Annotated in this window: 18 protein-coding genes and 4 tRNA genes; 16 read left to right on the forward strand and 6 right to left on the reverse strand. The window is 56.1% G+C overall.

What is annotated here, in order from left to right:
- Nucleotides 1-10: 10 nt before the first annotated feature.
- Both fdxA and mutS read right to left on the reverse strand, forming a co-directional pair.
- Complete coding sequence (fdxA, locus tag O3C79_RS05140; protein WP_076464528.1) at nucleotides 11-334, reverse strand: ferredoxin FdxA; 324 nt, start codon at nucleotides 332-334, stop codon at nucleotides 11-13.
- Between the two features lie 67 nt (nucleotides 335-401).
- Nucleotides 402-3,002 carry a DNA mismatch repair protein MutS gene (mutS, locus tag O3C79_RS05145; RefSeq protein WP_494385072.1) on the reverse strand — a complete coding sequence of 867 codons (2,601 nt, stop codon included), beginning with the start codon at nucleotides 3,000-3,002 and terminating at the stop codon, nucleotides 402-404.
- A gap of 114 nt (nucleotides 3,003-3,116) precedes the next feature.
- On the opposite strand from mutS, the gene O3C79_RS05150 reads away from it, so the two are divergent.
- Together O3C79_RS05150 and recA are read left to right on the forward strand one after the other, a co-directional pair.
- Nucleotides 3,117-3,593, forward strand: a complete 477-nt coding sequence (locus O3C79_RS05150) for a CinA family protein (RefSeq protein WP_494385073.1) — start codon at nucleotides 3,117-3,119, stop codon at nucleotides 3,591-3,593.
- Nucleotides 3,594-3,681: 88 nt separating this feature from the next.
- Nucleotides 3,682-4,725 carry a recombinase RecA gene (recA, locus tag O3C79_RS05155; protein WP_010323514.1) on the forward strand — a complete coding sequence of 348 codons (1,044 nt, stop codon included), beginning with the start codon at nucleotides 3,682-3,684 and terminating at the stop codon, nucleotides 4,723-4,725.
- A 97-nt stretch (nucleotides 4,726-4,822) separates the two neighbouring features.
- On the opposite strand, the gene O3C79_RS05160 is transcribed toward recA, so the two are convergent.
- Nucleotides 4,823-6,226, reverse strand: coding sequence for an aminotransferase-like domain-containing protein (locus tag O3C79_RS05160; protein WP_494385074.1), 1,404 nt, complete (start codon nucleotides 6,224-6,226; stop codon nucleotides 4,823-4,825).
- A gap of 160 nt (nucleotides 6,227-6,386) precedes the next feature.
- Here O3C79_RS05160 and O3C79_RS05165 point away from each other — a divergent pair, with 160 nt between their 5' ends.
- The 13 genes from O3C79_RS05165 to O3C79_RS05225 all read left to right on the forward strand — a co-directional run bounded on the left by O3C79_RS05165 (nucleotide 6,387) and on the right by O3C79_RS05225 (nucleotide 17,245).
- Nucleotides 6,387-6,545: a DUF1127 domain-containing protein gene (locus O3C79_RS05165; RefSeq protein WP_010323512.1), complete on the forward strand. Its 159-nt coding sequence runs from the start codon at nucleotides 6,387-6,389 to the stop codon at nucleotides 6,543-6,545.
- Between the two features lie 109 nt (nucleotides 6,546-6,654).
- Nucleotides 6,655-7,119, forward strand: coding sequence for a regulatory protein RecX (locus O3C79_RS05170; protein ID WP_494385075.1), 465 nt, complete (start codon nucleotides 6,655-6,657; stop codon nucleotides 7,117-7,119).
- Nucleotides 7,120-7,277: 158 nt separating this feature from the next.
- Complete coding sequence (alaS, locus tag O3C79_RS05175) at nucleotides 7,278-9,872, forward strand: alanine--tRNA ligase (protein ID WP_494385775.1); 2,595 nt, start codon at nucleotides 7,278-7,280, stop codon at nucleotides 9,870-9,872.
- Between the two features lie 54 nt (nucleotides 9,873-9,926).
- On the forward strand, nucleotides 9,927-11,162 hold the full coding sequence (locus O3C79_RS05180) for an aspartate kinase (RefSeq protein WP_010323509.1): 1,236 nt from the start codon (nucleotides 9,927-9,929) through the stop codon (nucleotides 11,160-11,162).
- A 178-nt stretch (nucleotides 11,163-11,340) separates the two neighbouring features.
- Complete coding sequence (gene csrA / locus O3C79_RS05185; RefSeq protein WP_010323508.1) at nucleotides 11,341-11,529, forward strand: carbon storage regulator CsrA; 189 nt, start codon at nucleotides 11,341-11,343, stop codon at nucleotides 11,527-11,529.
- Between the two features lie 64 nt (nucleotides 11,530-11,593).
- Nucleotides 11,594-11,681: transfer RNA gene (locus tag O3C79_RS05190), tRNA-Ser, on the forward strand.
- A 9-nt stretch (nucleotides 11,682-11,690) separates the two neighbouring features.
- Nucleotides 11,691-11,767: transfer RNA gene (locus O3C79_RS05195), tRNA-Arg, on the forward strand.
- Nucleotides 11,768-11,795: 28 nt separating this feature from the next.
- Nucleotides 11,796-11,872 (forward strand) — tRNA-Arg (locus tag O3C79_RS05200).
- Nucleotides 11,873-11,892: 20 nt separating this feature from the next.
- Nucleotides 11,893-11,969 (forward strand) — tRNA-Arg (locus O3C79_RS05205).
- Between the two features lie 69 nt (nucleotides 11,970-12,038).
- Complete coding sequence (thiI, locus tag O3C79_RS05210; RefSeq protein WP_494385076.1) at nucleotides 12,039-13,499, forward strand: tRNA uracil 4-sulfurtransferase ThiI; 1,461 nt, start codon at nucleotides 12,039-12,041, stop codon at nucleotides 13,497-13,499.
- Nucleotides 13,500-13,845: 346 nt separating this feature from the next.
- A complete protein-coding gene (locus O3C79_RS05215) occupies nucleotides 13,846-14,094 on the forward strand; it encodes an OadG family protein (RefSeq protein WP_010322725.1) in 249 nt (82 codons plus the stop codon).
- A gap of 44 nt (nucleotides 14,095-14,138) precedes the next feature.
- On the forward strand, nucleotides 14,139-15,932 hold the full coding sequence (oadA, locus tag O3C79_RS05220) for a sodium-extruding oxaloacetate decarboxylase subunit alpha (RefSeq protein WP_494385077.1): 1,794 nt from the start codon (nucleotides 14,139-14,141) through the stop codon (nucleotides 15,930-15,932).
- Between the two features lie 11 nt (nucleotides 15,933-15,943).
- Nucleotides 15,944-17,245, forward strand: coding sequence for a sodium ion-translocating decarboxylase subunit beta (locus O3C79_RS05225; RefSeq protein WP_076464548.1), 1,302 nt, complete (start codon nucleotides 15,944-15,946; stop codon nucleotides 17,243-17,245).
- A gap of 95 nt (nucleotides 17,246-17,340) precedes the next feature.
- Here O3C79_RS05225 and O3C79_RS05230 read toward each other — a convergent pair whose 3' ends face one another.
- Nucleotides 17,341-18,264, reverse strand: coding sequence for a histone deacetylase family protein (locus tag O3C79_RS05230; RefSeq protein ID WP_494385078.1), 924 nt, complete (start codon nucleotides 18,262-18,264; stop codon nucleotides 17,341-17,343).
- 317 nt (nucleotides 18,265-18,581) lie between these two features.
- Here O3C79_RS05230 and O3C79_RS05235 point away from each other — a divergent pair, with 317 nt between their 5' ends.
- The gene (locus tag O3C79_RS05235) at nucleotides 18,582-20,189 is read left to right on the forward strand and encodes a response regulator (protein ID WP_494385079.1); all 1,608 of its coding nucleotides are present in this window, start codon (nucleotides 18,582-18,584) and stop codon (nucleotides 20,187-20,189) included.
- 1 nt (nucleotide 20,190) lies between these two features.
- On the opposite strand, the gene O3C79_RS05240 is transcribed toward O3C79_RS05235, so the two are convergent.
- Both O3C79_RS05240 and O3C79_RS05245 read right to left on the reverse strand, forming a co-directional pair.
- The gene (locus O3C79_RS05240; protein WP_494385080.1) at nucleotides 20,191-21,720 is read right to left on the reverse strand and encodes a cryptochrome/photolyase family protein; all 1,530 of its coding nucleotides are present in this window, start codon (nucleotides 21,718-21,720) and stop codon (nucleotides 20,191-20,193) included.
- Nucleotides 21,721-21,885: 165 nt separating this feature from the next.
- The gene (locus O3C79_RS05245; RefSeq protein ID WP_494385081.1) at nucleotides 21,886-22,107 is read right to left on the reverse strand and encodes a hypothetical protein; all 222 of its coding nucleotides are present in this window, start codon (nucleotides 22,105-22,107) and stop codon (nucleotides 21,886-21,888) included.
- Nucleotides 22,108-22,144 lie beyond the last annotated feature (37 nt).

The following is a 22,144-nucleotide window of genomic DNA, read 5'->3' on the forward strand; positions in this document are numbered from 1 at the left end:
TCGCTGCCGGTTAGCGCTCCAGATACTTGAGCTTATCTGGAGTGCCATTCCACTCTTCAGCATCATCCAGTGGCGGCTTGCGCTCGGTGATATTGGGCCAGACTTCTGCCAGCTCGGCATTAATCTTGTAGAACTGATCCTGTTCAGGGCTCAGGTCATCCTCATGCAATATGGCTTCAGCCGGACATTCAGGCTCACAGAGGCCGCAGTCGATACACTCGTCCGGGTGAATCACCAGAAAGTTGGGCCCCTCGTAGAAGCAGTCCACGGGGCAGACCTCAACACAGTCGGTGTACTTACAGCGAATACAGTTTTCAGTGACGATGTAGGTCATCTTGCAGCTCTCCTTGGCTCAGGTCTGCCTGCAGTATAGTGTGCTTGTTGGCTCAGGCCAGTGCTGCTCAGGACATCATGTCCCGCAGCGCGTACAGTTGCTCCAGCGCCTGTCGGGGCGTGAGGTCATCCAGATCCAGCTGTTTCAGCTGACGTTCCACCTGAGAGGGCTGGCTGACAAACATGTCGCCCTGCATGGGGGCTTCCGTGACTGTTGCCGCGACAGGTTCGGGGTTACGGGTGACGTGCTCAGCCGGACTGCGGCTGTCCTGCTCCAGAATCACCAGCTTGTCGCGGGCATTGCGGATCACGTTGTCTGGAATGCCGGCCAGCTGGGCAACCTGAAGACCATAACTCTGGCTGGCGGGACCTTCCTGCACTTCATGCATGAAGACGATATGGTCGTTGTGCTCCACCGCTGTCAGGTGCACGTTGACCACACCGCTTTCCCGTTCCGGCAGGCTGGTCAGCTCAAAGTAGTGGGTGGCGAACAGGGTGAATGCCTGAGTTTCTCGGGCAAGAAACTCGGCACAGGACCAGGCCAGTGACAGGCCGTCGAAAGTACTGGTGCCACGGCCTACCTCGTCCATCAAGACCAGGCTGCGATCCGTGGCGTTGTGCAGAATGTTGGCGGTCTCGGTCATCTCCACCATGAAGGTGGAGCGGCCACCGGCCAGGTCATCGGAGGATCCCATACGGGTGAAGATACGGTCCACAATCCCGATATTGGCTGACCGGGCAGGCACATAGCTGCCGATATGCGCGAGCAATGTGATCAGTGCGGCCTGGCGCATATAGGTGGATTTACCCCCCATGTTGGGGCCAGTGATCACCAGCATATGGCGTTGTTCGTCAAGGCGCAGGTCGTTGGCCACAAAAGGGGTGTCCAACACGGCTTCCACTACCGGGTGACGGCCGCCTTCAATCTGCAGGCAACGTTCGTCCACCAGTTGTGGGCGCTGGTAATCCAGTGCCAGGGCGCGCTCAGCCAGGTTGCAGAGTACATCAAGCTCGGACAGGCCTGCGGCACTTTCCTGCAAGGGAGCAAGCTGTTCGGCCAACTGCTCCAGCAGTTCGTCGTACAGGTGCTTTTCCCGTGCCAGAGCCTTGCTCTTGGCACTCAGGGCCTTGTCTTCAAACTCTTTCAGTTCGGGGGTGATGAAGCGCTCGGCATTTTTCAACGTCTGGCGGCGGATATACTCGGCCGGCATGTCGACCGCCTGAGCCTTGCTGACCTCGATGTAATAGCCATGCACGCGGTTGTAACCTACCTTGAGGGTGGAAATGTCGGTGCGAGCACGTTCACGGGCTTCCAGCTGCAGCAGGAACTCACCGGCGTTTTCACTCAGGCCGCGCAGTTCGTCCAGCTCGGCATCATAGCCTGCTGCGATCACACCGCCGTCACGGATCACGACGGGCGGGGCATCAATGATGGCGCGTGCCAGCAGGTCGGCTTCCGTCGGGAAGGTTGTGATCTGCTGCGACAGGGATTTGATGCGAGCGGCATCGGTAGCCTTGAGTGAATTCTGCAGCTCGGGAAGCGTAGCCAGCGCATTGCGCAGGCGCTCCAGATCTCGCGGACGTGCTGAACGCAGGGCAACGCGGGACAGGATGCGCTCCATATCGCCAATGGGCTTGAGTTGTTCGGCGACATTGTCACTGCAGTCCGGACGCATCAGCCAGCGAATGGCGTCCTGACGTGCTTCCAGTGTGCTGCGATCACGCAGGGGGCGGTGTAGCCAGCGGCGCAGCAGACGGCTGCCCATGGGGGTGCCACATTTATCCAGTACCGAGGCCAGGGTGTTGCTGCGGCCTCCGGACAGGTTGACGTCCAGCTCCAGGTTGCGGCGCGTGGAAGCATCCAGAATAACGGCTTCATCATGCTGCTCGACCTGAATGCGGCGAATATGCGGCAGGTTGCTGCGTTGCGTATCGCGGGCATACTGCAGCAGGCAACCGGCCGCGCAGATCGCAAGGCTCAGGTGGTCGCAGCCAAAGCCGCTCAGGTCGCGGGTCTTGAACTGGTCGCACAGCAGACGGCGAGCGGTATCGTCTTCAAACTCCCAGGGCGGGCGTGCATGGGCTCCGGGGCGCTTGCTGACCGCTTCGGGAACCGCGGCATCATCCGGATATAGCAGTTCGGCAGGGCGCAGGCGCTCCAGCTCGGCCAGCAGGGCGTCTTCTCCATCTACCTCGAACAGGCTGAAGCGTCCGGAACTTATATCGATCATCGCCAGGCCAAACTGATCCTGGTGGCGTGCAATGCCCATCAACAGGTTGTCCTGATGTTCATCCAGCAGGGCTTCATCACTCAGCGTACCGGGGGTAACAATACGCACGACTTCACGTGCCACGGGCCCCTTGCTGGTGGCCGGGTCGCCAACCTGTTCACAGATCACCACGGACTCACCGGCTTTTACAATGCGGGCTATATAGCCTTCGGCAGAGTGGTAGGGAATACCGGCCATGGGGATCGGCTCGCCAGCGGACTTGCCCCGTGCCGTCAGTGAAATATCCAGCAGCGCAGCGGCCTTCTTGGCATCGTCATAGAACAGCTCGTAGAAATCCCCCATGCGGTAGAACAGCAGTTGATCCGGATGCTGTGCCTTGATGCGCAGGTACTGCTGCATCATGGGAGTGTGCTGGGTGCTCTTGCTTGCTGAAGACATAGTTGACGCTGTCATCCTGTTGCGGGGATTGAATCGGATTTGGCTCAGGGTTTTAATGGGGGAATTGTACGTTAAACACGGCAGCCTGCGTAGTCGCGGCTTGGGAGTAACACGATGAAAAACCTGGCACAAAAAGTAGGGCAGGCGCTGTTGAACAAGGGCCTGAAAATGGCAACGGCGGAGTCATGCACCGGCGGTTGGGTGGCCCAGGCAGTGACGGCAGTGCCGGGCAGTTCGGGCTGGTTCGATTGCGGCTTTGTGTCCTATTCCAATACGGCCAAGCAGAAAATGCTGGGTGTGGATCTTGAGGTCCTGGAAAACAGTGGTGCAGTGAGCGAGCCGGTGGTCGCGCAGATGGCGGAAGGTGCACTGCGCAACAGTGATGCCAATATTGCCGTGGCCATCAGCGGCATTGCCGGTCCGGATGGGGGCTCCGAGGACAAGCCTGTGGGGACGGTATGGCTGGCCTGGGCCATTGAAGGGCACCCGACCGTGAGTTGTCTGAGTTTCTTCAACGGTGACCGTGATGACATTCGTCAGCAGGCGGTTGAGCAGGCGCTGGAAGGCATCATGGCCTATCTGCCGGAGTAATCTCAGGATGGTTGCAATCTGATCAGGTTGTGGAATAATACTGTTCAGACATACAGTATTTAACCCTCGGCTAATGAAAGGTTTCCCGATGGACGCAAACAGAAAAAAAGCACTTGATGCCGCCCTGTCACAAATCGAGCGCCAGTTCGGCAAAGGCGCTGTGATGCGCATGGGGGACCAGCCCCGTGAAGCGATTCCGTCCGTGTCCACCGGTTCTCTGGGTCTGGATATTGCCCTGGGTATTGGCGGCCTGCCTTTTGGTCGAGTGGTCGAGATCTACGGTCCGGAATCCTCCGGTAAAACCACGCTGACCCTGCAGGTGATCGCCGAAGCACAAAAACAGGGCAAGACATGTGCTTTTGTTGATGCCGAGCACGCGCTGGATCCGGTTTACGCCGAGAAACTGGGTGTGGATGTGGATGCCTTGCTGGTGTCCCAGCCGGATACCGGTGAGCAGGCGCTGGAAATTACCGACATGCTGACCCGCTCCGGTGCAGTTGATGTCATCATCGTCGACTCCGTAGCGGCACTGGTGCCCAAGGCCGAGATCGAAGGTGAAATGGGTGACTCGCATGTGGGTTTGCAGGCGCGTCTGATGTCTCAGGCCCTGCGTAAGCTGACCGGTAGCGTCAAACAGTCCAACTGTCTGCTGGTGTTCATCAACCAGATCCGTATGAAGATCGGTGTGATGTTCGGTAACCCGGAAACAACCACCGGTGGTAACGCGCTCAAGTTCTATGCTTCTGTGCGTCTGGATATCCGCCGTACCGGTGCCGTGAAGCAGGGCGACGAAGTCGTCGGTAACGAGACCCGTGTCAAAGTGGTCAAGAACAAGGTATCGCCGCCGTTCCGTCAGGCCGAGTTCCAGATCATGTACGGCCAGGGCATCTACCACATGGGTGAAGTGGTGGATCTGGGTGTGCAGCAGGGGCTGGTGGACAAGTCCGGTGCCTGGTACGCCTACAAGGGTGACAAGATCGGTCAGGGCAAGGCTAATGCGGCCAAATACCTTGAGGATCATCCGGAAATCGCCAATGAGATTGAAGGTGAAATCCGTGCCAAGCTGCTCAATGTGCCCAAGCCTAAAGAACAGCCGGAACAGGCAGAAGAAGCAGGTCAGCTCGATCTCTGATCCGTTCTTGAACAGATGACACCGAACAGGGGCCTTGTGCCCCTGTTTGCGTTTATGGCTTGAGCATTGGTCGTCTTCAGCTGGCGTTAGCGGTCTGCTATGAGGCCAGGGTTTGCAGAAGTGACAATAATGCCTGCTCGGTTTTAGCGGTGAGGCCCTCTGCATAGTTGAGTCGCATACAGTTTCGGTATTTGCCGGAGGCAGAAAACAGAGCTCCAGGTGCAATGCAGTAGGGTTCTCCCTCCAGGCGACGGTTCAATTCAACGCAGTCTATTTCTTCCGGCATTTCCAGCCAGAAAATATAACCGCCGGTGGGATGGCTAATACGGGTGCCGGCAGGGAAGTGAGCCTCTAGCCATGGCAGCATCCTGTCACGGTTACGCTGATATTGTCCCCGCATTTTGCGCAGGTGGCGTTCATAACCACCTTCAGCAATAAAAGCGGCTACCGCCTGTTGGGGCAACGTGCTCGAGGCTGCAGTGGCGACAAATTTACTGTGTACCACTGCACTACGGAAACGTCCGGGGGCGATCCAGCCAAGGCGCAGGCCTGGCGCCAGTGTTTTGGAAAATGAGCTGCAAAGTAGTACGCGGTCATCGGTATCCAGTGACTTGATGGTGATGGGTCGCGGCCAAGTGTAGGCCAGGTCGCCATAAATATCGTCTTCAATGATGGCGATGTCGAACCTTTGTGCCAGCCGGTACAGGGCTTTTTTGTGAGCCTCACTGGCGGTATAGCCCAGTGGGTTATTGCAGGTAGGGGTGACCAGGATTGCCTTGATTGGCCACTGCTCCAATGCCAGTTCCAGCGCCTCCAGGCTGATCCCTTGTTCGGGGTGGGTGGGAATTTCCATTACCTTAAGCCCGTTCGCCTTGATCGCCTGCATGGCGCCATAGAAGCAGGGGGAGTCCACAGCGACCACATCGCCGGGCTCTGTGGTGGCTTTAAGTGCACAGAACAGGGCTTCCTGACAGCCCGTGGTGATGACGATATCGTCAGCGTTCAGCTGGCTGCCGCTATTGGCTGCAAGTCGGGCCACCTGCTGGCGCAGTTCCAGATTGCCGCGCAGGCTGTCGTACTCCAGCAAGCTTAAATCGCCGCGACGGGCAATACGTGCCCAGAGCCTGAGCAGGGGGCTCAGTGTGTCGCCGGTCAGATCGGGCATGGCATGACCCAGGGAAAATACAGGCGCTGATTTATCGGCACCCAGCATCTGCAGAATCCCTTCCCATTGAGAGATTTCCAGAGGTCGTCGCGCAGCGCGTGCCGTGGTGGGAAGAGGGTGTGAGGGTGACTGACCGCGGACGAAATAGCCTGATTTAGGTCGCGCCTCCACCAGGCCCAGAAACTCCAGCTGTCGATAGGCCTCTTGTACGGTGGTAATGCTGACCTTGTGCTCTTTGGTCAGGCTGCGAATTGAGGGTAGACGGTCGCCAGGGGCGAAAAGACCCTGGTTGATTTGGCTGCGCAGGTGTTCGATCAGGGCTTCGTACAGTTTCACATCGCTATCCTTATAAAAACCAGTACAGATATGAATAATTCAGGGATTACAGATACCTGTTTATCAATCTGTATATGTTAATTCATAAATGTCTGAATCTGTACTGTATTTCTCTGGATTCGTATGCTGTTTCTTCACTCAACCGGGATGGAGAATCGCCATGAACCCTGTTACCGCTCTGCAACGTTTGCTGCAACGCTATCGTCAAAACCGTACACGCAGGGTCTTGTTAACCCTGAATCGAGAGCAATTGAAAGATATCGGGCTGACGCGAAGCGAGGCACTGGAGGAAGGGCAAAAGTGGTTTTGGCAGGACTAGTTGAATCACTGAGGTCGTTGCAAGAGTTTCATCTCGCTCCTGGAGTGCGTAAAGTCCCTGTATATACATTAAAACAGCCGATTAGAGACAGGGGTGCAAGAAACGAACAATGGCAAAAGCGCTGGAAAACGAGGCAGATGTGCGCGCCGCAGCGATCAACCTGCTGGCGCGACGAGAGTACAGTCGCGCCGAGTTATGGCGCAAACTGAGTCCCCGTGTAGAGGAAGCAGGGCTGTTGGAGCGTGCACTGGATGGGTTGCAGGAGGCGGGCTACCAGAGCGATGAACGTTTTGCTGAAGTGTTCACGCGCAGTCGCCTGGGGGCTGGCTATGGTGCCATGCGGGTGCGTCAGGAGCTGCGCCGCAAGGGGATCGACTCAGACCTTGTGGAGCAGGCTCTGGAAAGTCAGGAAGACGACAGTTATGCACAGGCACTGGATGCCTGCCGCCGCCGTTTTGGCGAAATGCCGCCGGACACACCGAAGGAGTATGCCCGCCGCATGCGCTTTCTGGTTAACCGTGGCTTTGGCTTTGACGAGGCCAAAAAAGCGATCAATACCCCTGCTGAAGACTGAATTCTCGGTCTTCGCGCCATGCCAGACTATCGTACATTTTTTACCCGCGTTATATACTATCCAGCTATTTTTTTGCGTACAGATCGCCGCTGCCCAGCCGGGGTATGCGGGACAGTCGTGCCAACCAGTACAGACGCAACGGACCTGATATGAAATACATGACAAGTGCGGAAATCCGCCAGGCATTTCTCGACTTCTTTAACCAGCAGGGGCATGAAATTGTTGCCTCCAGCCCGCTGATTCCGGGTAACGACCCGACGCTGTTGTTCACCAACGCGGGTATGGTGCAGTTCAAGGATGTCTTCCTCGGGTCAGACAAGCGTTCCTACAGCCGTGCCACCACCTCGCAGCGCTGCGTGCGCGCCGGTGGCAAGCACAATGACCTAGAGAACGTCGGCTATACTGCGCGTCACCACACGTTCTTTGAAATGCTGGGCAACTTCAGCTTTGGTGATTACTTCAAGCGCGAAGCGATCAAATTTGCCTGGGATTTCCTGACCAAGCGCCTGGGGTTGCCGGAAGAGCGCCTCTGGGTCACGGTGCATTACACCGATGACGAAGCGGAAAAAATCTGGAAAGAAGAGATGGGTATTAACCCGGAGCGCTTCTCCAAACTGGACGAAGACAACTTCTGGGCCATGGGCGATACCGGCCCTTGTGGTCCCTGTACCGAAATCTTCTTTGACCATGGTCCTGACGTAGCCGGTGGTCCTCCCGGCAGCCCGGATGAAGATGGCGATCGCTACATCGAGATCTGGAACCTGGTATTCATGCAGTACAACCGTTCCGCTGACGGCAACATGGAGCCGCTGGCGCGTCCGAGCATCGATACCGGTATGGGTCTTGAACGTGTCGCTGCTGTGCTCCAGGGCGTGCACAGCAACTATGAAATCGATCTGTTTCAAAACCTGTTGAAAGCAACTGCCGGCGTGCTGGGGCTGGATAACATCGACAGCAAATCCCTGCGCGTTATTGCTGACCACATCCGTTCCTGTTCCTTCCTGATTACTGATGGCGTCATGCCATCCAATGAAGGTCGCGGCTATGTACTGCGTCGCATCATGCGTCGTGCAATCCGTCATGGTAACAAGCTGGGTGCCAAAGAGCCGTTCTTCCACAAGCTGGTTGCACCCCTGGTGAAAGAAATGGGCGAGGCTTACCCTGAACTGGCGAAGATGCAGGAGCAGGTGGAGCGTATCCTGCTGAAGGAAGAACAGCAGTTTGCCAAAACGCTGGACCACGGCATGCAGCTGCTGGAGCAGGCGATAGCCGATCTGGATGGCAAAACCATCCCGGGTGAAACCGTATTCCGTCTGTACGATACCTATGGTTTCCCTGTCGACCTGACAGCCGATGTGGCCCGTGAGCATGAGTTGAGCCTGGATATGGACGGCTTTGAGTCTGCCATGGAAGCCCAGCGTCAGCGTGCCCGTGCCTCCGGTCAGTTCAGCGTAGATTACAACGAGCAGATTAAACTGGACGGCAGCACTGAATTTAACGGCTATGACAGCCTGGAAGATCGCTCTGAAGTGATCGCTCTGTTCCGTGAAGGCGAAGAAGTGCAGCAGCTGTCCGCTGGTGAACACGGTGTGGTGGTACTGAAAAATACCGCTTTCTATGCCGAGTCCGGCGGTCAGGTGGGTGACCAGGGTGTGCTGCGCTGGGATCGTGGTCAGTTCGACGTGAGCGACTGCACCAAGGAAAGCGGCCATCACCTGCACCACGGCAGCCTGAGCGAAGGCGTACTGCAGATCGGTGATCAGGTGGTCACTGAAGTGGACATGGCCAAGCGCCAGGCCACGGCACTGAACCATTCCGCCACGCACCTGCTGCACGCAGCCCTGCGCACGGTCCTGGGTGACCATGTACAGCAGAAAGGCTCCCTGGTTGATGCTGAACGTCTGCGTTTCGACTTTGCCCACTTTGAAGCCATGAGTGCCGACGAGATTGCGCAGGTTGAGCGTATGGTCAACGATCAGATTCGTGCCAACTCGGCGGTGGAAACCGAGTTGATGGAGCTGGATGCTGCCAAGGAAAAAGGTGCCATGGCGCTGTTTGGCGAGAAATACGATGATGAAGTGCGTGTACTCAGCATGGGTGGCGACTTCTCCGTTGAGCTCTGTGGTGGTACTCACGCCAAGCGCACCGGTGATATCGGTCTGCTTAAAGTGGTTGCCGAAAGCGGCATCGCTTCTGGCGTGCGTCGTATCGAAGCGGTGACCGGCATGCAGGCACTGCAGTGGATCAACAGCGGTGAGCAGGTTCTGAGCGAGATCGCTTCACTGGTGAAAGGCAATCGTGAAACGGCGCTTGATAAGGTCCGTGGCCTGAACGAGCGCAGCCGCCAGCTGGAAAAAGAGATCGAACGACTGGCCGCCAAGCTGGCCAGTGCCCAGAGCGGTGATCTGCTGAGTCAGGTTCAGGAAGTCGGCGGCATCAAGGTTCTGGCTGCTCAGTTGGACGGCGTTGAGCCCAAGGCACTGCGTGACATGCTGGATCAGCTGAAGAACAAGCTGGGCAGCGGTATTGTGGTATTGATGACCGCTCAGAATGACAAGGTCAGCCTGGTGGCGGGCGTCACCAAGGATCTGACCGGTCAGGTCAAGGCGGGCGATCTGGTACGCGAGCTGGCCTCGCGTCTGGGTGGCAAAGGGGGCGGGCGTCCAGACATGGCGCAGGGCGGCGGTACCGATGTTGGTGCCATGCCGGCTGCGCTGAGTGCGGTGCCCGAACTGGTAGCGGCAAGCCTGTAACAACAGGCACTGCCGGCACTGCTTCGGTGTCGGCAGCCGATTGGAAGCTGTGAAATGGCATTATATGTGCAAAAGTTTGGTGGCACTTCGGTTGGTTCGGTAGAGCGAATCGAAGCGGTTGCCGAGAAAGTGAAAGGCTTTCGCGAACAGGGACATGATGTGGTTGTGGTTGTCTCCGCCATGAGCGGAGAAACCAACCGGCTGATCGCCCTGGCCAATGAAATTCAGTCACGCCCCGATCCGCGTGAGATGGACACCCTGGTGTCCACCGGGGAGCAGGTCACTATTGCCCTCTTGAGCATGGCGCTCAAGGCACGGGGGGTGGATGCCAGCTCTTACACCGGCGCGCAGGTCCGTATTCTGACTGATCGCGTGCATACCAAAGCACGTATACAGGATATTGAAACCAGCCGTATGCGCGCTGACCTGGACCAAGGGCGCGTTGTTGTCGTGGCCGGCTTCCAGGGTGTCGACGAAGACGGCAATATCACGACCCTGGGGCGTGGCGGTTCGGATACCACCGGTGTGGCTCTGGCAGCGGCGCTCAAGGCTGATGAATGTCAGATCTATACTGATGTGGACGGCGTCTACACCACCGATCCACGTGTGGTTGAAGGTGCTCGACGACTGGAAAAGATTACCTTTGAAGAGATGCTGGAAATGGCCAGCCTGGGTTCGAAGGTGTTGCAGATCCGGGCGGTTGAGTTTGCCGGCAAGTACAAGGTCCCGCTGCGGGTACTGTCCAGTTTTGAGGACGGCCCCGGCACACTGATTACGATAGAGGATGATGCCGCTGTGGAAAAACCGGTTATCTCGGGTATTGCGTTCAACCGTGACGAAGCCAAACTGACCGTGCAGGGCGTGCCGGATATCCCCGGTGTGGCCTCCCGCATTCTGGGGCCGATCAGCCAGGCGAATATCGAAGTCGACATGATTGTGCAGAACATCGCGGCTGACAAAACCACCGACTTTACTTTCACTGTGCATAGAAACGACTATGATAAAGCGGAGCAGGTCTTGCAGCAGGTCAAGCAGGAACTGGGAGCTCGCGAAGTAGTCGGAAACAATAAGATCGCCAAGGTGTCCATCGTTGGTGTGGGAATGCGTTCCCATGCCGGGGTCGCCAGCAAGATGTTCGACGCGCTTGCCGCCGAGAATATCAATATCCAAATGATCTCGACATCCGAGATCAAGGTGTCCGTGGTGATCGCCGAGAAATATCTGGAGCTGGCTGTACGCGGCCTGCATTCTGCGTTTGATCTTGACGATTCAGATACAGTCAGGGAATAACGACAGTACCGGATGACGGGGGTATGCAAGTGTTCTATCATTACGCGCATGCCCCCACGATCGGCTTGAGAGGGTCGCCGCTGTACTACCTGTATGGTCGAATGGACGATTAGGAGAAAGTGCGACCGCTTTCATGAAGAGAACTCAGCGCCCCAGGACAAATTAAGGAGAGCCACAAATGCTGATTCTAACCCGCCGTGTCGGCGAAACTCTGATGGTCGGTGATGACGTCACCGTCACTGTGCTCGGTGTTAAAGGCAACCAAGTCCGCATCGGTGTCAATGCGCCCAAGGATGTATCTGTTCATCGCGAAGAGATCTACCAGCGCATCCAGCGTGAAAAACAGCAAGACGAAGATCAGGAATAATTTTTTTCAATTAACCCTTTTCTTTTTAAAATCAGTCTTGTACTATTTGCGCCGTTGTTGACGAGGTGAGTTGGCCGAGTGGCTGAAGGCGCGCCCCTGCTAAGGGCGTATACCGCAAGGTATCGAGGGTTCGAATCCCTCACTCACCGCCATCACGATGTGCGCCCGTAGCTCAGCTGGATAGAGTACCTGGCTACGAACCAGGCGGTCAGAGGTTCGAATCCTCTCGGGCGCGCCATCTACTTCAACGACATGAAAACATGTGTGCGCCCGTAGCTCAGCTGGATAGAGTACCTGGCTACGAACCAGGCGGTCAGAGGTTCGAATCCTCTCGGGCGCGCCATCTTTTCTCCCCATCGGTATGCGCCCGTAGCTCAGCTGGATAGAGTACCTGGCTACGAACCAGGCGGTCAGAGGTTCGAATCCTCTCGGGCGCGCCATCCCCTCTTGAATTAAGCTTTTCCTCTCAGGCCGGATGCCTAAATTAAACGCTATCTTCCGGAACGACCATGAAATTCATCGCTAAGCTGTTTCCCGAAATCACGATCAAAAGTCGTCCTGTTCGCCGTCGCCTTATTCAGCGCCTGCAAAGTAATCTGCAGATCGTGCTCAAGCGTCTGGATGACGATATCAAGGTCAGTGGGTTCTGGGACAAGGTTGAGGTGAGTTACCCGGGTCAGAACGAAGCACTGTGCGAGCAGATCATTGAAGCCATGGCATGCGTGCCGGGTATTCAGAGCTTCCTGGAAGTGCGCGAGTATCCCTTGGGTGACTTCGATAACGCATTCGAATTGACCCGTGAGGCCTATGCTGAACGCCTCAAGGGCAAAACCTTCAAGGTGCGCGTCAAGCGCAGCGGCAAGCATGACTTCACCTCTGTAGAGCTGGAGCGCTACGTCGGTGGCGGCCTGCGTCAGCACACAGAGGCAGCGGGTGTTGATGTCCGTAACCCTGAAATTTGGGTTGACCTGGAAGTGAAGGACAACAAGCTGTTTGTTGTGACCGCGATACATCAGGGGCTCGGCGGTTACCCGCTGGGCACACAGGAAGATGTACTGTCCCTGATCTCCGGTGGCTTTGACTCTGTTGTCGCGTCCTATATGACCATGCGTCGTGGCAGCAAGACCCACTTTCTGTTTTTCAACCTGGGCGGCCATGCCCATGAGATCGGGGTAAAACAGGTCGCGCTATACCTGTGGAACCGTTATGGTTCTTCCGCGCGCGTAAAATTCATTACCGTGCCTTTTGAAGAAGTGGTTGGCGAAATTCTGCAGTCAGTTCATCACTCGCATATGGGTGTGGTGCTCAAGCGCATGATGATGCGAGCGGCCGACAAGGTGGCCGACCGTATGAAGCTGAATGCGCTGGTGACCGGCGAGAGCGTGGCCCAGGTGTCCAGTCAGACACTGCCCAACCTGCGTTTGATCGATGAAAGCTGTGACCACCTGGTATTGCGTCCGCTGGTTACCATGGATAAGCCGGATATCATCGAAATCTCACGCCAGATCGGTGCTTTCGAGTTTGCCAGCGCCATGCCGGAGTTCTGCGGCGTTATCTCTGACAAGCCGACCACTCACGCGCGTCGTGAACGGGTTGAAGAAGAAGAGAGCAACTTCGATTTTGAAGTGCTGGAGCGCGCGCTGGAGCAGACAGAAGTCATCCGCATTGATGACATAGTGGAAAATCAGAATATCAATTCTGAGATTGAAGCGATGACGCGGGTGGCTGACAACCAGACGTTGGTGGATATTCGTCCGCCGCGGGAGCAGGAGCGCAAGCCCCTGAATATGCCGGGTTGCGAGGTTCGCGTGATTCCCTTCTACCAGCTGGAAGCCGATTTTGCCGCCTTGCCGCAGGAGCGGGAGTACCTGCTGTACTGCGATAAGGGCGTGATGTCCCAGATGCATGCCCAGCATTTGCATGAATTGGGTTTCAATAATGTGAAAGTTTTCCGTCCAGCCACTCAATGAGTGGCTTTTTTGTTTCCCTTCCTTGTAAATTAGCCGAAAGGCTAATGTCTTATTGTTGCCATTATCGGCATTACTAGTACCTGTATGCGTTGGATTGTCGCACGTTGAAGCCATGGAGGCCGTTTCTGTAAAAAAATTACAGATTGTCGACAATCTTGCATTGGCCCCCTGAGTTTGCGTTAGAATAGATTTGATCGATTATGTGAGTCAGGTCGATAGCTATCAGCCAACCTGCTCACAGAGTCAGAACATCAGCCTGTAACTCATCTCTGATGCCAGAGGAGGTGAGTGCGGCCAAAAGTCGCTGACAGGTTTAAGGGTTTCAACTACACAGGAGCACCCACAGATGGATAGTCTGTTCTCGGAAGGCCTTACGCTAATGGCCTTCGGCATGGGTTTCGTCTTCGTCTTCTTGACGTTGCTGGTGTTTGCAACCGGCATTATGTCGCGATTGGCCACACGGTTTCTGCCAGAACCGGTCGCCAAGGCGCCCCAGCCTCGTCCCCAGCCGGCAGCCGCCGGTGGAGCAGCCAGCAACAACGATGAAATTGTTGCCGCGATTACAGCGGCGGTACACAAGTACCGCTCCAAGTAACGCAGCTGAATAACAAGAACATTTTGCTAGATAAAGGCTAACTCATGTCCGACGTAAAAAAACCGCTAGGCATCACCGACGTCGTACTGCGTGACGCGCATCAGTCTCTGTTTGCGACACGTCTGCGACTCGATGACATGCTTCCGATCGCCGAGAAACTGGACAAGATCGGTTACTGGTCCCTGGAAAGTTGGGGCGGCGCGACCTTCGATTCCTGCATCCGTTACCTGGGCGAAGACCCTTGGACACGCATCCGCGAATTGAAAGCCGTAATGCCGAACACCAAACAGCAGATGCTGCTACGTGGCCAGAACCTGCTGGGCTACCGTCACTATGCAGACGATGTTGTCGACAAGTTTGTTGAGCGTGCTGCGACCAACGGCGTTGATGTTTTCCGTATCTTTGATGCCATGAACGATCCGCGTAACCTGGACCGTGCCATCAAGGCGGTGAAAAACTGCGGCAAGCATGCACAGGGGACTATCTCCTACACCACCAGTCCGGTGCATACGATCGAGACATGGGTCGACTACGCCAAGAGTCTGGAAGATCTGGGCGCTGACTCCATCGCCATCAAGGACATGTCCGGTATTCTCACGCCGTACAATGCTTTTGACCTGATCTCCCGCCTGAAAGCGCAGACCGGCCTGGAAGTTCAGTTCCACGCTCATGCAACAGCGGGCCTGTCTGACATGACTATCCTCAAGGCCGTTGAAGCCGGCGTTGATCGTGTCGACACTGCCATCTCCTCCATGTCCATGACCTACGGCCACACCGCGACCGAGTCCGTGGTTGCCGCTCTGGCGGGCACCGACCGTGATACCGGTCTGGATCTGCTGGCGCTGGAAGAGATTGCAGCCTACTTCCGTGAAGTGCGTAAGAAGTACGCCAAGTTTGAAGGCTCTCTGCGCGGCACCGATTCCCGTATCCTGGTTGCTCAGGTACCGGGTGGCATGCTGACCAACATGGAAAGCCAGCTCAAGGAGCAGGGCGCTGCCGACAAGTTTGATGACGTGCTGGCGGAGATCCCGCGTGTACGTGAAGACCTGGGTTACATCCCGCTGGTGACACCGACGTCCCAGATCGTGGGTACTCAGGCAGTTATTAACGTCCTGATGGGCGAGCGCTACAAAACCATTTCGAAAGAAGTTCAGGGTATTCTCAAAGGCGAATACGGTGCTGCACCGGCGCCCTACAATGCCGAGCTTCAGGCCCGTGTACTGGATGGTCAGGAACCGCTGACTTGCCGTCCGGCCGATCAGTTGCAGCCGGAGGTCGACAAACTGACCACCGAACTGAAGCAGATTGCCGGTGAAAAAGGCATCCTGCTGGAACAGGGTGACAATGAGATCGACGACGTTCTCACTTATGCACTGTTCCCGCAGATTGGCCTGAAATTCCTGGAAAACCGCGGTAACCCTGACGCCTTTGAACCTGTACCGACTCTTGAGGACGCAAAAACCATGGCAGCCCCGAAAAACAATGGACCGGAAGTCTACACCATCAACGTTAACGGCCAGAACTATGTGGTTCAGGTGACTGAGGGCGGCGATGTGTCCTCCATTCAGTCGGCTCCGGCTGCCGCGCCTGCCGCTGCTCCGGCAGCTGCACCTGCAGCAGGTTCTGGTGAGCCTGTGGGTGCACCGCTGGCCGGTAATATCTGGAAGGTTCAGGTTGCTGCTGGTCAGGCTGTTCAGGAAGGCGACGTGCTGGTCATCCTGGAAGCGATGAAGATGGAAACTGAAGTCCGTGCCGCGCGCGCCGGTACTGTGGTCTCCGTAGACGTGAAAGAGGGTGATGCCGTTCAGGTCGGTGACTCTCTGGTCACCCTGGCCTAAGGTAAAGCTGCATGGATAAGCTACTCGATCTGTGGTTGGCCTCGGGGGTATACAATATCTCCTTCGGCCAGCTGACCATGATGATTATTGGTCTGGTGCTGCTCTTTCTTGCTATCCGCAAGAACTTTGAGCCGCTCCTGCTGGTTCCGATCGGCTTCGGCGGTATTCTGGCGAATATCCCGGAAGCGGGTCTGGCGATGTCGGCAGTGGAAAATGCGATCCACTTTGCCAAACCGGAAGTGCTGCAGGGCCTGGCCAGCGTGCTGGGTGTCAACAGCACCGACGTGCACGAGCTTGCGCATGCATACCACAACTCCAATGCCAGTACCCACGCTGCAGCCAGTCTGGTTGCGCAGGATAATGGCTACAACAACGGTATGCTGTACAACTTCTATACTGTTGCCATAGCCTCTGGTGCCGCTCCGCTGATCATCTTCATGGGTGTTGGTGCCATGACCGATTTCGGTCCGCTGCTGGCTAATCCCAAGACGCTGTTCCTGGGCGCGGCCGCTCAGTTCGGTATCTTTGCTACCGTGCTGGGTGCCGTGGCATTGAGCAGCTTTGGCATTCTGGACTTCAGCATTCAGGACGCAGCGGCTATCGGTATCATCGGTGGTGCTGACGGTCCGACTGCGATCTATGTGGCGAGCCTGCTGTCTCCGCACCTGCTGGGTGCCATCGCTGTGGCAGCTTACTCCTACATGGCGCTGGTACCGCTGATTCAGCCGCCGATCATGCGTGCCCTGACCACCGAGTCCGAGCGCAAGATCAGCATGAGCCAGCTGCGTCACGTATCCAAGGTCGAAAAGATCATGTTCCCGATCCTGCTGTTGATCCTGGTAGCCATGCTGCTGCCGGATGCGGCACCGCTGCTGGGTATGTTCTGTTTCGGTAACCTGATGCGTGAGTGTGGTGTTGTGGACCGTCTGAGCGATACCGCCCAGAACGCACTGATCAACATCGTCACCATATTCCTGGGTCTGTCCGTTGGCTCCAAGCTGTCTGCTGACAAATTCCTGGATGTGCAGACACTGGGTATTCTGGTGCTGGGTATTGTTGCCTTCGGTATCGGTACCGCCTGTGGTGTACTTATGGCCAAGGGCCTGAACAAGCTGCAGGGCGGCAACGCCATCAACCCGTTGATCGGTTCAGCAGGTGTATCCGCAGTGCCTATGGCCGCGCGTGTTTCCAACAAGCTGGGTCTTGAAGCCAACCCGCAGAACTTCCTGCTGATGCATGCCATGGGTCCGAACGTGGCCGGTGTTATCGGCTCGGCGGTTGCGGCAGGTGTGATGATCAAGTTTGTCGGCTGATACAGCGACAGAGAGTTGAACTAAAAACGGAGCCCCAGGGCTCCGTTTTTTTATGACTGTTTACAGGCGGCAACGAGAAGAAAAGAAAGGCCGGATCAGAAACCGGCCAGTACTTCCAGGTGTGCCTGCACACTGAATGCCAGTGCGACCGGGTTGTAGCCTCCTTCCAGCACGGACACGATGCGGCCCTGTGAGTGGCGCTCGGCCACGGCCTTGATCACCTTGGTTACCTGGCGGTAGTCCTCTTCATCCAGGTTCAGGTCGGCCATGGGGTCTTCCTTATGCGCATCGAAACCGGCGGAGATGAAAATCATGTCCGGTTTGTGCGCATCCAGTGCCGGTAGCCAGTGTTCTTCCACGGCGCGGTGGAAAATATGTGGCTCGGTGTGCGCTGCGATAGGGCAGTTGACGATGTTGGGGCGGTCGATCTGGTGGTAGCGCTCCGGGTAATAAGGGTGCTGGAAGGTCGAGCAGACCAGTACCTCGGGGCGGTCCTTGAAGATATCCACAGTGCCGTTGCAGTGGTGAACATCAAAGTCGAGGATGGCCACACGTTGAATATCGGCCTGCTGCAGTGCATGAGCAGCGCCAATGGCCACATTGTTGAACAGGCAAAACCCCATGGCGAGGTTGTACTCGGCGTGATGGCCGGGTGGGCGCACGGCACAGAAGGCATTATCGGCCTTGCCGGCAAGCACGCGGTTAACCGCCAGAATAACGCCGCCGGCAGCAAGCCGTGCAGCATTCATGCTGTCAGGGCACATGGCGGTATCATCATCGGTATAGACAATGCCGGAGCCGGGTTGCTGGGCATCCAGACGCTTGCTGTGCAGCTGATGGTGTGCCAGCGAGATCTGTTCTTCGGTAACGGGTACCGCCGTGATCTGGTCCAGCTGGTCAATCAGGCCAGTACGTTCCAGCACCTTGTGAATTGCTGCCAGGCGAATGGGGCTGTCCGGGTGTTCAGGACCCAGGTTATGCAGCTGGCAGTCCTTGTGTGAAATCAGGGCCGTAGTCATTGTCTTTATTCTTCTCCTCGTATTGTCGACATTCTAGAGGAAAACGGCAGGCAGGCGTGTTAGGCGTTGGTATTAATTGATGCGGGTCAGTTCGTTGCAGCGCAAAAATTGATCGACATCATAAACGCCTACCCGGTGATTCTCTATAGTGAACCCACAGCATAGAACTGTCTTTGATGCCGAGCATGCTCACCCGATGCTCGGCGTTTTTTTGTTTGTGTTCCCCGAGTCTTCTGCGCCCGTACCTCCCTCTGTATACTGTTACCAACCCCGCCCGAGAAGGGTTCCCAGCGTTTGGTAATAGGTAAACAGCCACAGTGGCGTCCAGGACAGTCGATTACTCTAATAAAAGCGTACTCCTGATCGATAGCAGCGGTAACCTGCGGTCGACCATCTACTATATGCTGCGTGAACTGGGCGTCAAAAATCTCCTTGCCACCACTGTGAACGACAAGGTGCTGACGCTGATCCAGGAATCCTCCTACGACATTATCTTACTGGGCCATAACAGCAGCGACTCGGTGACCGGTATGCAACTGCTCGAAGAGGCACGTTACCGGGGCTATATCCGGCCTACCGCCGGCTGGATCTTCATGACCAGTGATGCGTCCCAGGAAGTGGTGTTGCATGCCATCGACAGCCGTCCTGATGATCTGTTGACCCGACCGTTTACCATCGACGAACTCAAAAGCCGTCTTGACCAGCTGGTTCTGCGCAAGCAGGTGTTGCGTCCGGTAGAGCAGTCCATCGAAGTGGGTGACCTGGAAGGCGCCGTTATCGCCTGTGACGATATCCCGCGTCATGACAGTAACTACGACTATGCCTGCCGCCTTAAAGCCAGTCTGCTGATTCAGTTGAAACGTCCCGACGAAGCCTATGAGGTGCTGGAACCCCTGTTCTGGCAGACGCAGGACAAGGAGATTGGTCTGGTGATGGCGGAAGCTTTGGCGGCTATGGAGCGGCTGAGTGAAGCAAAAGAGCTGTTGGGTAGCCTGATCGAAAACTTCCCGTTGCTGATCTCGGCCTATGACCTGCTGGCCAGGGTGCATGAGAAAAACGGTGACCTGGATGATGCGCGAGATATTCTGAAACAAGCTACGTCCAAGTCACCCTTGGGGATTCCCCGCCAGATGGAGCTGGGGCGAGTCGCGACTCAAACCCGTGTTCTGGATATGGCTGAAGGGGCCTACCGCAAATCCATTCAGTTGGGGCGCAGCAGTTGCTACCGTTCTCCTGAACCCTATCTGCGTCTGGCGAATATTCGCCGTCTGGAAATGCTGGATGCTGATAACCGTCGTCAGATTGATCTGCGTAACGACTTTGACACGGTACTGAACAACGCCGAATTTGCCTTCCCAAGGGATAACACGCTCAAGGTGCGCTCCAACCTGCTGCGAGCCAAGATCTGTGAAGACTTGGGAGAAGCTTCCCAGGCACAGCAGTTTCGCTCTGTTGCCAATGAGCATAACCAGTCACTTGAGCAGCCTCTGCAACTGGATCGCGAGCAGTTGCTGCTGTCCGGTGACAAGGTACCCATGCTTGAGCCTGAAACCACTCAGGAGCCTGCAGCCAAGGGTGGTGTGCGTCGCGACCATGCCATGAGTGACAAGGTTAACCGTCTGGGCGTTAAACACTACCTGGCTGGCAAGTTGTCTCAGGCGATCCGCTATTTTGGCCTGGCTATCGAATATGATCCGGGCAATGTGCCGGCACTGTTGAATCTGGCCCAGCTTTTCCTTGAAGCGGCGCGGGATAATGCCAGCAAGCGCGACGAGCGTTTCCGCATGGTGGACCGCTATCTGCGACTCACGGACCGGCTACCACTGGAGCCGGCGGAAAAGTTACGCCAGTCACAATTGCTCAAGTACCGTAAGCAACCCCTTGATACCCTGCCGCCCGGTTCACTGGGCAGCTTGCTTCGCTGATTCAGTCCAGCTGCTGCAGAAAAATACGCGCACTTTCCTGGATGGCTTCCCTGGCATCGTCTGACATCTTGTTCAGATTGCGGTAGGCCAGCCCCAAGCGCGGATTCTGTTCCAGCTGTTCACGGTTACGTGCCAGAAAATCCCAGTACAGATAATTGAAAGGGCAGGCTTTGGCACCCGTTTTCTGTTTCACGTCGTAGCGGCAGTGTTGGCAATAGTCCGACATGCGGTTGATATAGGCACCGCTGGCTGCATAGGGTTTGCTGGCCATCAGGCCACCATCGGCAAACAGGATCATGCCCTGCACGTTGGGCAGCTCCACCCATTCATAGGCATCGGCATAGACCAGCAGATACCACTCATTCACCTCCGCGGGGTTGGCCCCTACCAGCAGGGCGAAGTTACCCAGCACCATCAGCCGCTGGATATGATGGGCATAGGCATGGCGACGGGTATCCTCAACACATTGGTGCAGGCAGTTCATCGCGGTGGTTTGCCCCCAATAGAGTCCGGGCAGGGGGCGGTCGGCATTCAGGTAGTTGCCTTCTTTATATGCCGGCATCTGTAGCCAATAGAGGCCACGCACATACTCACGCCAGCCCAGAATCTGGCGGATAAACCCCTCAACGGCGTTAAGAGGCGCCTTTTCCTGTTGATAAGCCTTTTCAGCCGCTTCGATCACCTCACGAGGGTCCAGTAAACCCAGATTGATATAGAAACTCAGATGGGAATGAAACAACCAGGGATCCTGCTGGCGCATGGCGTCCTGGTAGTCACCAAACAGGGGCAGGCGTTCAAGGATGAACTGGTCCAGTACCTCAAGTGCCTGGGCGCGGGTGACGGCATAGTGAAAGTCATCCAGCTCTCCAAAGTGGTCGGGAAAGCCTGTCTGAATCAGGTCGATAACGTTTTGGGTGATGCTGTCAGGCTCAAAACGGGCGGGGGCGGGTGGTGTCAGGCCTGCGGGCATGGCCTTGCGGTTGGAGCTGTCGAAATTCCATTGCCCACCCACGGGTTTGCCCTCATGCATCAGAATACCGTAGCGCTTGCGCAGGTTGCGGTAAAAGTACTCCATCCGCAGCTGACGCCTGCCCTGGGCCCAGTCTCTGAAATCGTCTGTTGAGGACAGAAAACGGTCATCTTCGCGCAGTTCAATATGTGCATCAGAGTTTTGTTGCCACTGCTGAAACTGTTGCAGCAATCTGTATTCGCCAGGTTTGGTGATGACACAGTGGCGGCAGCCGGAGGTGTTGAGAATATGCTCAACTTCCCGGGTAAAGTCAGAATCTCGATCCGTATCGTCCAGGCGTCGATAGCAGACGCGATAGCCTTTTTCCTTCAGCGTCTTGGCAAAGTGCCGCATGGCTGCCAGCACCAGAACGAGCTTCTTCTTATGATGCGCAACATAGGTTGCTTCGCTGTGCAGCTCACACATCAGAATCAGATCCTGCTCGGGATCGATATCTTTCAGGCTGCTTATATTCAGGCTTAGTTGATCACCCAGAATCAACCTCAAACGGGGATGGGACACAGGGATACTCCACACACATGGACATGAGATCTACGCGAGAGAGGTGCAGGTGGATTTCAGGGGCAGGTAACCATCAGACGAAAAAAATGCCCACAGGCAGAACCTGTGGGCATCAAACAACAAACAACAGATAAGGAATCAACACCATGAAGTGAAGATCGTGCGTTACGCCTTGCAGACGTGACGCGGTGCGCCAATACGGCAACCATAAACACCGACTTCACCTTTCCAACGCATCCACGTCAGCAGATCAGTCAGCTGGTTGACCAGCTTGGCAACAGCACCCTGGCTTTCAGATGCCTCGGCATCCGTGTAACCCATGGCCACCAGTTCCTGGTGGATACGACGATCTTCATTGGCAAGACCGGTGTAGTGCTTCTGATTCATAACAACACTCCCCAAAATGTGTGTTAGACCTTAGTAT

The sequence above is a fragment of the Marinobacterium sp. NO-S09 genome (assembly GCF_059179545.1).